The sequence below is a fragment of the Ralstonia sp. 1138 genome (assembly GCF_040544795.1).
Classification (GTDB): Bacteria; Pseudomonadota; Gammaproteobacteria; order Burkholderiales; family Burkholderiaceae; genus Ralstonia; species Ralstonia flatus.
Genome location: NZ_JBEPKQ010000004.1, coordinates 365,694 through 378,101 on the forward strand (window position 1 = coordinate 365,694; position 12,408 = coordinate 378,101).

General features: G+C 65.4%; 8 protein-coding genes and 1 other RNA gene. 3 read left to right on the top strand and 6 right to left on the bottom strand.

Annotated elements, in window-relative coordinates; genetic code table 11:
- Positions 1-10: 10 nt before the first annotated feature.
- From recR to ABIC76_RS19310, 4 genes are all read right to left on the bottom strand, one after another.
- Complete coding sequence (gene recR, locus ABIC76_RS19295) at positions 11-631, bottom strand: recombination mediator RecR (protein WP_102066993.1); 621 nt, start codon at positions 629-631, stop codon at positions 11-13.
- Positions 631-912, bottom strand: coding sequence for an antibiotic biosynthesis monooxygenase family protein (locus ABIC76_RS19300; RefSeq protein WP_354535066.1), 282 nt, complete (start codon positions 910-912; stop codon positions 631-633). Before ABIC76_RS19300 ends, recR begins: the two co-directional genes overlap by 1 nt.
- Positions 913-952: 40 nt before the next feature.
- Positions 953-1,300, bottom strand: coding sequence for a YbaB/EbfC family nucleoid-associated protein (locus tag ABIC76_RS19305; RefSeq protein WP_027677651.1), 348 nt, complete (start codon positions 1,298-1,300; stop codon positions 953-955).
- 85 nt (positions 1,301-1,385) lie between these two features.
- Entirely contained in the window at positions 1,386-3,584 is a 2,199-nt protein-coding gene (locus ABIC76_RS19310) for a DNA polymerase III subunit gamma/tau (protein WP_354534930.1), read from the bottom strand.
- Between the two features lie 126 nt (positions 3,585-3,710).
- Between ABIC76_RS19310 and ffs the strand changes: the two genes are divergently transcribed.
- Positions 3,711-3,809: signal recognition particle sRNA small type (gene ffs, locus ABIC76_RS19315), an RNA gene on the top strand.
- 53 nt (positions 3,810-3,862) lie between these two features.
- Here the strand turns inward: ffs and ABIC76_RS19320 are convergent.
- Positions 3,863-7,384 carry a UvrD-helicase domain-containing protein gene (locus ABIC76_RS19320; RefSeq protein ID WP_354534931.1) on the bottom strand — a complete coding sequence of 1,174 codons (3,522 nt, stop codon included), beginning with the start codon at positions 7,382-7,384 and terminating at the stop codon, positions 3,863-3,865.
- Entirely contained in the window at positions 7,381-10,224 is a 2,844-nt protein-coding gene (locus ABIC76_RS19325) for a PD-(D/E)XK nuclease family protein (protein WP_354534932.1), read from the bottom strand. The genes ABIC76_RS19320 and ABIC76_RS19325 overlap by 4 nt, the downstream gene beginning before the upstream one ends.
- Before the next feature lie 216 nt (positions 10,225-10,440).
- On the opposite strand from ABIC76_RS19325, the gene trxA reads away from it, so the two are divergent.
- Both trxA and rho read left to right on the top strand, forming a co-directional pair.
- Positions 10,441-10,767, top strand: coding sequence for a thioredoxin TrxA (gene trxA, locus ABIC76_RS19330; RefSeq protein WP_004626253.1), 327 nt, complete (start codon positions 10,441-10,443; stop codon positions 10,765-10,767).
- 188 nt (positions 10,768-10,955) lie between these two features.
- Complete coding sequence (gene rho, locus ABIC76_RS19335; RefSeq protein WP_027677655.1) at positions 10,956-12,218, top strand: transcription termination factor Rho; 1,263 nt, start codon at positions 10,956-10,958, stop codon at positions 12,216-12,218.
- The last annotated feature ends 190 nt before the right edge of the window (positions 12,219-12,408 follow it).

The following is a 12,408-nucleotide window of genomic DNA, read 5'->3' on the forward strand; positions in this document are numbered from 1 at the left end:
CGGCGCCGGCTCAGAGCTGACGCCGATCCAGCACCGCGCGGGCGATGGTGCCCGCGTCCACGTATTCCAGCTCACCGCCCACCGGCACGCCACGCGCCAGACGCGTTGCCTTGATGCCGCGGGCCTTCAACATCTCGCCGATGTAGTGCGCCGTCGCCTCCCCTTCGCTGGTGAAGTTGGTGGCGAGAATGACCTCAGTGCACGGCCCGCCCAGCGCAGGATCGGTCGCACGGGCCAGCAAGCGTTCGAGGTGGATCTCTTTCGGACCGATGTTGTCCAGCGGCGAGAGCCGCCCCATCAGCACGAAGTATTGGCCGCGATAGGTCAGCGTCTGCTCGATCATCATCTGATCAGCGGGCGTTTCCACCACGCACAAGACCGATGCATCGCGGCGCGTGTCCAGGCAGGTCTCGCAAACTTCCTGCTCGGTAAAGGTATTGCAGCGGCTGCAATGCTGGATGGATTCCGTCGCGTCAGACAGCGCCTGGGCCAGCTGCGCCGCGCCCTCGCGGTCATGCTGCATCAGGTGATAAGCCATGCGCTGGGCGGACTTGGGGCCGACCCCCGGCAGCACGCGCAAGGCCTCGACCAGCATCTGCAGCGCCGACGGCGTGCCTGGAGCGTTACGCATCACGCGTGCTCCAGAACAGTCTTGTGGTGCAGCACTTCCGGCATTGGATCGTAGAAGTGGTGCAGCAGCGCACGCCCGCGCTGGTACTCGGGCGACTGCCGGAAGCCGATGGTGTGGTCTTCCAGCGTCTGCCACTGCACGAGCAGCAGATAGTCGCTCGCCCGCTCCATGCAGCGCGACAACGACAGCGAAACGAACCCCCGCATCGCACCGATGATGTGACGCGCCTCGCCGAAGGCCGCCTCGAAGGCGGCCTCCTGGCCGGGCCTGACGTGCAGCAGCGCGGATGCAGCACCATGGCGCGATCCTGGCGGGCTTTGTTTAGAACGGCAGCTTGAAGCCGGGCGGGAGCATGCTCGCCATGCCACCCAGACCGGAAGTGAGCGAGCCCATCTTCTCTTGCGTAGTGGTCTCGGCCTTGCGCACGGCGTCGTTGAACGCGGCGGCGATCAGGTCTTCCAGCAGATCCTTGTCTTCGCCTTCGGCCAGCAGGCTCGGATCGATCGACACGCGCTTCACGTCGTTCTTGCAGGTCATCACGACCTTCACGAGGCCCGCGCCGGACACGCCTTCCACCTCGATCAGGGCAAGCTGCTCCTGCGCCTTCTTCATGTTTTCCTGCATCTGCTGGGCCTGCTTCATCAGCCCGGCGATCTGGCCTTTCATCATGGTCGTTGCTCCTTGAAATGGGTCATGCAAGGCGCGCCGCTCTCATGGGCGCGCCGATGTTCAATGTTCAGTCTTGGAAGTCGGTTCAGTGCGCGTGCGGTTGGATTGAACCGGGCACAACCTGCGCGGCAAAGTCCCGCACCAGCGCCTGCACGAACGGGTTGGCGGCGATGGCGTCTTCGGCATTGCGTTGGCGCTCGGCACGCTGCTCGGCGTCGACGGCTGCGGCGGTGGCGCGTGCCGGTCCGATATCGCACGCCACGCGAACGGGCGTGCCGAAGTGTTCCGTCAATGCGGCTTCCAGGCGCTCGACGACGTTGGCATCGGTCAGCGGAGGCAACGGCACACGCAGGCGCATCGTGACGCCTTCCACGGCTGCCAGCTCACTCTGGTAAGCCAGTTGCTGGGCCAGACCGCGTATCGGCAGGCTAGCGGCCAACGCCGGCCAATTGCCATCGAAGGTGGTGAGGCCGCTGGCGCTCAGGTCAGGCGGCGTAGCTGGGGCTACCGGCTCTGGGGCGACTGCCTTGGTCGGTGCCGACGCGGCTACCGGCGCCTCGATCTGTGCCGGACGTTCTGCCGGCTCAGGCGCTCCAGGGCGCACGCTCGAAGCGGAATCCCAGCCGGCAAACGCCGCATCCATCTCTTCAAGCGACGGCGAAGCCAATTCGCCCGGCATTTCATCCCAAGGCGGCGGGCCGTCGTCGGAAGGTGCAGCAGCCGCAACCGGCGGTTCACGCCGCTGCGGCGATGAGGCTGATGCCGGCACAGCAGGATTCGGGCGCGGGCCTGCCACGGGAGCAGGACGCGCGACCGGTGCCGGCGCCGCTACCGGCGTGGCGGCAGGTGCAGAAGCTCCGCCCCGACCACGACTCGACGCTTGGCGCGCAGCGGCCAATGCCTCCATGGCCGGCGAGCGACGCGCGGGTGCCGCAGCCGGCGCCTGCACAGCGGCTGCAACGGGTACCGGCGCGGGCGCCGGCGGGGTCGCCTGATAAGTCGCACGCGGCGCCTCAACCATCGGCTCCGCACGCGTCGCCACTGGCGCGGCCTGGGTAGCCGGTGCGGTGACCGGCGCAGTCGCTGTGACGGCAGGACGCGTCGACGTGGCCGGTGTTGCCGCCAAGGGCATCGCGCGCTTCCCGCCGCCGCCACCCGAAGGCGGCACCGCGTCCCCACCCGACTGCCCGGGCTGGAACGCCAGCATGCGCAGCAGCGTCATCGTGAAGCCGGCGTACTCATCCGGCGCCAGCGCCAATTCGTTGCGGCCCAGATTGGCAAACTGGTAGAACAGTTGCACCGACTGCGCATCGAACCGCTCGGCAAGCCGGCGCACGTCGTCGGCCTCGGGCCAGTCGTCTTGCACAGCGGCAGGCACGACCTGCGCCAGTGCAATCTTCTGCAACAGCGATGCAAGATCCTGCAGCGCGCCCGAAAAACTCAGGCTGCGCCCGGCCATCTCGTCCGCAATCTCGACAAGCGCGGCGCCGTTCTCATCCGCCAGCGCGTCGAGCAGCCGCACGAGGTAGCTTTGATCAATTGCGCCGAGCATGCCGCGCACGGCGGCTTCGCTGACCTCGCCGGCGCTGTACGCGATGGCCTGATCGGTGAGCGAAAGCGCGTCGCGCATCGAACCTTGTGCGGCCGCCGCTAGCAGACGCAGCGCGTTCGGCTCGTGGGCGATGCCCTCTTCCCCGAGGATGCGATCGAGGTGAGACACGATGTGTCCCGGCGGCATCTGCTTGAGGTTGAACTGCAGGCAGCGCGAGAGCACCGTCACCGGAATCTTCTGCGGATCGGTGGTGGCAAGGATGAACTTGACGTGCTCAGGCGGCTCTTCCAGCGTCTTCAACATCGCGTTGAAGGCGTGGTTGGTCAGCATGTGCACTTCGTCGATCATGTAGACCTTGAAGCGGCCGCTTGTGGGCGCGTAGACCGCACGGTCCAGCAGCTGCGCCATCTCGTCGACGCCGCGGTTGGAGGCGGCATCCATCTCGATGTAATCGACAAAGCGCCCGGCATCGATCTCGGTACAGGCGCGGCACACGCCGCAAGGCTGCGCAGTGATGCCGCCCTGCCCGTCCGCGCCGACGCAATTGAGCGATTTGGCAAGGATGCGCGACAGCGTCGTCTTGCCGACACCGCGCGTACCCGTGAACAGGTATGCGTGGTGCAGGCGCTGCTGTTCGAGCGCATGCGTGAGCGCTTTCACCACGTGTTCCTGACCGACCAGCGTGGTGAAATCGCGAGGGCGCCACTTGCGGGCGAGCACTTGATAACTCATGCGGCGGATTGTAGCAAAGCGAGGTGGATTTCCGACGCGGTTTTGGAGGGGTCAACCGCCATGCGCGCCGAGCGAATTGCAAGGATATTCAAGTGGGGACGTGCGAGTCGGTTACAATGGCGGTCGGACGGGCCTCCTCGCATGGTGGCGCGGTCAACCTGGTCAGGTCGGGAACGAAGCAGCCACAGCCGTTTTCCGCCAGTGCCGAGGGTCAGGCTCGTCCCCCTTCTCTTTTCCCTTCCGCATCACCCTTCGCCTTTTCGTCTGTCCTGCCCGCGTCAGAACAACGCGCCTTGGCTGTCGTCGTGTGACGCCTGTACCGGCTTGGGCAGCGCATCCAGGCCGATCCACTCCCCTTGCGCAGTCGCCACGCCCGCACGCACGCTGCGCCCCGGATACATCGGCGCGACGGCGGCCACATAGCCGCGCAGCTGGTCCGCATAGGCGGCGCGTTCGACGGGCAGCAGGCGCAGCTTGTAGTCGACCACGAGGATGTCGCTGCCACGTTCGATCAGGCGATCGATGCGCAACAGCGCACCGTCGGGGCCGAACAATTCGATCTCGTTATGCGCGGCGTCGAAGTGCGCGGGGTCGAAGACATGCGCCAGCGCTTGGGCGGAAAGCATCCGGCGCACGGCATCGGCGGCACGTGTGGCATCGGCTTGCGTGACGCCGGTCGCGCCGAACCAGCGCGCGATCGTCTCGGCGTCGGGCGCCTGTTCGGGCAAGCCCCGGCGCGTCAGGCGCTCGAGCACCGCATGCAGCAGTTCGCCCTGCGCCACGGCGCCTTGGTCGAACACGATATCGGCGGGCCCCTCGGCGGATGCGCCAGCCGCACCGACACGCACCGTCACCGTCAGCGGCGCGCGGAAGTCGTGGTAGGAAACGGCCTCCGCCGCGGCCGCGTTGACGGCCGAATCGGTTGCGCCATCAAGCATCGGCGCGGGTGATGCGACGCCTGCCGTAGCGAGCAACGTGTACCAGCTGGCCGTGCCGTCCACTTCGGGCGCATCGCCCTCGTCGACAGATTGGGCCGCCGTGGCATCACGCTTGTTGGCGACGCCGGAAACGATCAGCGCTTGCCGCGCGCGCGTCATCGCCACGTAGAGCAGGTTCCAGTTCTCGCGTTCCGCAAGCTCGTTTTCCTGCTTGAAGAGAGACTCGCGCGCCAAGCCACGCTCGGATGTCTTGCCAAACGCCGAGAAATGCGCGGGTGCCGGCGCGCCGGGCGGCCAGTCGATCAAGATCCCGGCGGTGTCGACGCGCGCGTCGCTGTGATGGCTGTCGAGCAAAACGACGAACGGCGCTTCGAGCCCCTTCGACGCATGTACGGTCAATATCTGTACAGCGTCGAGCCCTTCGCTGGCGACTTCGGCGTCAATGGCATCCGGCGCGTCCGTGTCGCCCTGCATGCCTTCGTCGGGGCTTTCGTCCTCGTCGCCTTGGCGGATGGCGCGCAGCTCCGCCATGAATTTCGGCAGGCTCGGATACCGGCCGCCGTCCAGATCGAGCGCGAGCTTCAAAAATGCATCCAGGTTGGCGAGTACTTGGTCGCGATTGGCGGCGGGTGCGCGCTCAGCGTAGCGGCGCTTGAGTTCGCCGGTGTAGACGATGTGATCCAGCAGATCGTGCACCGGCAGCGTGGGCGCCACCGCCAGCCAACGCGACAGCATGCGATGCGCGTAACGGAAAGTCGCCGATGCGTCAGCGTGACCCGCCAACGCGGTCAGCCGCTCCCACCATGTCAATGCGACGGCACCTTCGCCAAACTGCGCCAGCGCGATGAGGTCGTTGTTCGAGGCGGCAAAGACCGGGCTGCGCAGCACATGCGCGAGCGACAAATCGGCCTGCGGGGTCATCAGGAAATCGAGCAGCGCGCACAAATCGAGCGCTTCGAGCGTTGCGAGCAGACCGCCGCGGCGCGGACTCAGATAAGGCACACCCGCGTCGCGCAGCGCGCGTTCGTAATCGGCGAGATAGCGCTTGCGGCGGACGAGCAGCTGGAAATCGCTCCAGCGCACAGGACGCTCGACACCGCCTTCGCGAATGCGCTCATTCGCGTGCAACGCATGCAGGCACGCAGCCACCTGGCGGCCTTCCGCATATCGCTGCGAATCGCCGGCCTCTTCGCGCGGTTCGGTCAGCGTATCGCGGGGTGCAGCTTCGTCGGCCTGCTCGACTTCAGGCACGGGCACCAGCGGCAACAGCAGCGCTTGGCCCACAGGCGCATCCACGGCGGTGCTTTGCTCAGCGTAGATGGGATAGTCGCCGCGCGCCCGCGCCTGCAGGAACACGGCGTTGACCCACTCCAGCACGGCCGGCGCATTGCGACGCGTGCGGTTGGTGCGCAGCACGGTCGCGTTGAATTCAGCGACCAGCATTTCCCGCGCAGCATCGAACAATCGCGCATCCGCGCGGCGGAAACGGTAGATCGATTGCTTCGGATCGCCCACCAGAAACACGCTAGGCTGCGTGCCGGTGCCCGCATAGCCGGCCAGCCAGCCTTGCAGGATGCGCCACTGCATCGGGTTCGTATCCTGAAACTCGTCGAGCAGCAGATGCTTGTAGCGCGCGTCGAGCCGCACCTGGAGGTAGGCGGCGGTATCGTCTTGCTGCATCAGGCGCGCCGCTTCCCATTCGAGATCGGTGAAGTCCATCGCCCGCGCCTGGCGCTTGTACGCCTGATAGCGATCGATGAGCGCGTCGCCCAGCGCAAACAATGCAGCGTTGACGGCGCGCACGCGGGCTTCCTGGCGGCGGGCTTGGATGGTGGTCAGCGCCTCGCAGAGCGTGGTGTGCAAGGTCACCAGCGTTTGCGCGTGCTCGTCGCCGACGGCTTTGATGAGCGCCTTGGTCGGCTTGCACGCGCGCGCCTTGCCGGCCTGCGTGTGGAAAGCGGCAAACAGCACGTCAAAGGCCTGCGCGCGGGCTGCCTCATCCGACAGGTCCATTCCGCGCGCCGCGGTGACCGCAGATTCAATGGCCACCGCACGCTTGCCCTCGGCCGCACCGCCCTGCCCGAGCCAGCCGGACACGCGCAGCATGTCGGCGAGCAACGCTGCATCCTGCAGCGCTTCGATCAGCGGGTCGACCGTCGCATCGTCGCCGAGCAGCTCATCCAACGCATCCAGCGGACGACCGCCTGCCTGCGTCTTGTACGCCCACCAATCGCTGCGCTGATGGAACATGGCGTCGAGCAGGCGACTGGCCTGGAAATCGCCGACTAGATCGGCAAGCGTTTCATACGCGGCGCGCAATTCAGCGTGATCCTCGGCGAGCAAGCCGCGCCAGAACGGCGCCCACGCTTCACGCCGCAGCCGCCCGGCGTCTTCACGCAACGACGCGCCCTGCTGCACGCCAGACGACAACGGCGCCCCGCGCAGCAGCGAACCAAACCAGCCGTGAAACGTATCGATCGCCATACGCGACGGCGATTCCAGCACGCGCGCATACAGCCCGCGCGCGGTCTCGATCAGCGCCGGTGCATCGCGCTCATCCACCGTGCGCGCGATGAGTTCTCGCACGACGCCTTCATCGTCGGCGCTGGCCAGCTGCGCGAGGATGTCGAGCAAACGCTGCCGCATTTCTTCGGCCGCCTTGCGCGTAAACGTGATGGCGAGAATGTCCGCCGGCGCAGCGCCTGCCAGCAGCAAGCGCAACATGCGCGTGACCAGCAGCCAGGTCTTGCCGCTGCCCGCGCACGCTTCCACGACCACCGAGCGCTGCGGATCGCACGCCGCGCGCGAAAAAGCCTCGGGCGAGACGGCCGCGCCGTCGCGTTCGTAAGCGTGATCGCTCATGCCTCATCCTCCGGTTCGCGGGGCGCGCCGTCGGTCCAATACCCCTTGCGGCACAAACCACGCGCCGCGCAATAGCGGCACGCCGATTCATCACCGAATGCCGGCAGCGGCGCACCGGCGGCGAGGGCCGTCATGTCCTTTTGCATCTGTTCGATCAACCACTCGACGACTTGCGTGAAGTCGGGCAATGCAACATCGCGCTTGTCCCCGCGCGCCTCGCCGTCCAGCGAAACCCAGCCGCCGGAGTCCGCACGCGCATCGAGCACGCCGTAGAACGGCAGCTGGCAATCCTCAAACGGCGTCTTGGCGCGACGCACGAGCACCATTTGCGATTGCGTCTTGTAATCGAGCACCGCCACGCCGTGTTCGTCGTGCACGTCAATGCGATCGATGCGACCGCGCAGGCGCAGCGGGCGCTCGTCCGGCAACGTGATGGACGTATCGACATCGACCTCGCCCGCCTCAAAGCGCCAGCCGTCGGCCTCGCGCGCGGCCTGCCATGCCAGGTACGACGGCATCACGCCAAGCCAGCGCCGATAGAAGCGCAGCGCGTTGCCGTCATCGGCCAGGAGCGGGCCGAACTGCTCGTCGCTGATGGCCTGCAGCAATGCCTGACGATCCGCCGGATCGTGCATCGGCGCTTCCAGCAACTGCCGGTGAAAGCGATGCAGGATCGCGTGCAAAATCTCGCCGATGTCGCGTTTCTCCAGCTCGTCGGACACCTCTTCCAACTCGCCCAGGCGCAGCATGCGGCCGACGAAAAATTGGTAAGGACAGCGGCGCAGGCTGTTGTAAGCAGCCGCACTCAGCGTGGACGGCACTAGCATTGGCGCGGAGGGTGCCGGCATGTCGGTCGGCTGGCTGGTGGTCTGCAGGCTCGGCAACGTGACGGACGTATCGATATGCACGCCGCTCACCGCCAACCGGCGTTGCAGGCGTTCGAGCCAGCCGGAAAGGCGATGCGGCTCGCCGCGTCCGCCGTGGCGTTGCCAGGACAACACCACCTCGGGCTGATTGAGCAGCACTTCCGCCAAGTCCCGCGCCTGCTGCGCAAAGCGCTGGGCGCGGTCGGGCAAACCCAATTCACGGCGCACGTCGTTGGAGAAAAACAGCCACTCCGGCTGTGCGGACGGCAGCTGCGCATCGTCGCAGCCGACCACCACCACGCCATCAAAGCGCCGCATGCGCGCGCCATTCAGCGGCAGGATGACAACGCGCCGATCCGCCGGCGGTGAAGGCTCGCTGAAGACCGCGGATTCGAGCAGCATCGACAGCAACGCACGCCACTCGGTGAGCGAGAACCGCGCGCCCGCATCGGTGCTGCCGTGTATCGATGTGCGCAGACGATCAATCCAATCCAGCAACTGGCGGCCGGCATCGTCGTTCTGCAAGCCGGTGCGCATATGCAGGCGATCGAGCGTACCGGCCAGCAGCGTTACCCACGCGTCAAGCGTCGCGCTGCCTGCCCGGCGCCATAACGCCGCTTCGTCAGCCAACACACCGAGGCGATCGGCCAGGCGGCTGACCTTTACTTCGCCATCGGCTTCATTGGCGGAGCGGTCTGCCACCAGTCGGCGCAACCGCCCCCAACCGCCCGAAACGTTGTGCCGGCGCACCCGGCGCTCCAGTTCTGCGACCCATGCAGGCGTGGCAGTGCCGGCATCGGCGTCACGCAAACAGAATGGGCTTTTGACGAGATCCAGCAGCGCCGCGGTATCGCCGTCGCCCTGCACCACGTCGACCCAGCGCATGAGCGCTGCGGCGGCGCGCGTCGTCGAAAGCTTCCAGCCGGTCTCATCCCGCACCGGCACGTTCACGCGCGCCAGCAACGCGCGAACACGCCGCGCCACGATGCGATCCTGCGCCACCAACGCCAACGAGCGGCGTCCGGCGTTCAGCCAATCGACCAGCGTATGCGCAGCGAAGGCCGCTTCGTCCTCAAAGCGCGCGGCGCCGGCAATGCGCAGGATTGGCGCCGGCATCTGCGCATCGGCACCATCGTCCGCAGCCTGTGCGGCCGTCGCGCATTCGGGCCACGCGTGCAGCAGCAGGTCGCGAAAATCCGCATGCGTGGAAGGCGCCGCAGATGTACCGGTCTCGGGCGCATTCCAGTCGTAGCCGATGCTCAGCACCGGCACGCGCTCCGCGGCGCGCTGCAGGAAATCCAGATCGACCGCCTCGGCGTCCGTCGGACTCATCCAGACGACAGGGCCGTCCAGTTCGTCAAGCAGACGCCGCATGGCCCGCAAGCGCATGGGAATCGGGTCCGTCGCGCCTGACAGCAAGCGCCAGAACGTCAGCACAATGCGCGATTCGGTACCGAGAAAGCGTTCGGACAATTGCGCGTAGGTGCGCTCCAACGCCTCGGCCAACGCCGACTCCAGCTCATCGGGCCGTCCATCTGCGCCGCTGTGCGCAGCGTCCAGCGTCAGCCAGCGTTGCGACAGCTCATCCGACACCGTCACGAGCACCTGCGCGACGCCCCAGAGGGCGGCATCGTCCTGCGCACCGAGCGCTTCACGCAGCCAAGCCTGTGTCTTGAGGGCCTGCTGCACCGCAAGCAATCGCGACAGCGGCGTGCGCGCGGCGGGCAAACCTGCTTCCGGCGGCAAATCGAGCAACCAATGCCCCAAGGTCAGAATGCGCGGCAGCAAACGCAGCGTGCCGGCCGCCTGCGCGCTGGCATGCAGGGCACTGCGCACGCCCGGTATCTGCGCGGCGGTCGGCACGACGATCGTGGCGCTGCCAGAGTTTTGCGCATGCGCATCCAGAAAGCGCCATGCAGCGTCGGCGGCACGGGAAAGAAATGCTGGGCCAGGCGCGAAGGCAAGCGTCTGCATGCGTGGAATAGGGCGATATACCGGGAAGCGAAGACCTGCAGCTATCGGCGCGATAGCCACAATCAACGGTCAAATCGGTTGAAAATGGGGGCCTCGGTACTATATCAGCAGCACCCGCGCCGACAGTGGTCCCAATACACGCCGGTTCGTGTAATCGTGTAATGTATGGGTTCGGCGCACGTCGCCAGCTTTTACGAAATAACAGAGGTTCCCGCCATGAGCGAACAGATCAAGTATGTGAGCGACGCGTCCTTCGAGGCAGACGTGCTCAAGTCCGACAAACCCGTGCTGGTCGATTTCTGGGCCGAATGGTGCGGTCCCTGCAAGATGATCGCCCCGATCCTGGACGAAGTTTCCAAGGACTACGGCGAGAAAGTGCAGATCGCCAAGATCAACGTCGATGAGAACCAGGGCGTGCCGGCCAAGTTCGGCATTCGCGGCATCCCGACGCTGATTCTGTTCAAGAATGGCGCTGTGGCCGCCCAGAAGGTCGGCGCGCTATCCAAGTCGCAACTGACCGCATTCCTGGACAGCCACCTGTAAGCCGTTTTCGGCTGCGGGCAACCCTTCGCGTTGCCCCCCACACACGCTGGCGCACTTCCGCCTGGAAGCTCGCCAGCGTTGTGCTAAGATGGCAGCCAATCTGTTTCCCCGAGCGTTCGCTCGACCTTTCCCCCCTCCCCCGTTTCTCGTTTCGCCGCCCGTTCGGGCCCTTCCCTCATCTTTCGTCTATGCATCTGACAGAACTGAAATCCTTGCACGTGTCCCAATTGCTGGAAATGGCGGGGCAGCTGGAGATCGATAACGCGCAGCGCATGCGCAAACAGGAATTGATGTTTGCCATCCTGAAAAAGAAGGCGAAACAGGGCGAAACGATTTTCGGTGATGGCACGCTTGAAGTGCTGCCCGACGGCTTCGGTTTTCTGCGCTCGCCCGAGACTTCGTATCTGGCCAGCACCGACGATATCTACATCAGCCCGTCGCAGATTCGCCGATTCAATCTGCACACCGGTGACACGATCGAAGGCGAAGTCCGCACGCCCAAGGACGGCGAACGCTACTTCGCGCTGGTGAAGGTCGACAAGGTCAACGCGCAGCCTCCTGAGGCGGTCAAGAACCGCATCATGTTCGAGAACCTGACGCCGCTGCACCCGAACAAGCCGCTCACGCTCGAACGCGACATCAAGGCCGAAGAGAACATCACCGGCCGCATCATCGACATGATTGCCCCGATCGGCCGCGGCCAACGCGCACTGCTGGTGGCAAGCCCGAAGTCGGGCAAGACCGTGATGCTGCAGCACATTGCGCACGCCATCGCGACGAACCATCCGGAAGCCGAGCTGTTCGTGCTGCTGATCGACGAGCGTCCGGAAGAAGTGACCGAAATGCAGCGCACCGTGCGCGGCGAAGTGGTGGCATCGACGTTCGATGAGCCTGCCGTGCGTCACGTGCAAGTGGCGGAAATGGTCATCGAAAAAGCCAAGCGCTTGGTCGAGCTGAAGAAAGACGTGGTGATCGTGCTGGACTCGATCACGCGTCTGGCCCGCGCCTACAACACCGTGGTGCCGACCTCGGGCAAGGTGCTGACCGGCGGTGTCGACGCCAACGCGCTGCAGCGCCCGAAGCGTTTCTTCGGTGCCGCACGTAACCTGGAAGAAGGCGGCTCGCTCACCATCATCGGTACGGCGCTGATCGAAACCGGCAGCCGCATGGACGACGTGATCTACGAAGAATTCAAGGGCACCGGCAACATGGAAGTGCACCTGGAACGCCGCCTGGCCGAGAAGCGCGTCTACCCGGCCATCAACCTGAACAAGTCGGGCACGCGCCGCGAAGAACTGCTGATCAAGCCGGACATCCTGCAGAAGGTGTGGATTCTGCGTAAGTTCATTCACGACATGGATGAAGTCGAGGCGATGGAATTCCTGCTCGACAAACTCAAGACGACGAAGAACAACGCCGAGTTCTTCGACATGATGCGACGCGGCGGCTAAGTCTCCTGCCTGCATAGCGAAAAGCGCACCCGTTGTGGTGCGCTTTTTTATTGCCCCGTCAATCGCCTGTTTTCCCAGCGGATTTTCTCGTCAAAGTTGTGAAATTCGCTAGTTCATTTGCATTACAGGTGCCGGGCGCAAGCGTTTGCCACCATCGTCCTTAAACGTCATCGCAAAACAGAAACCCGGC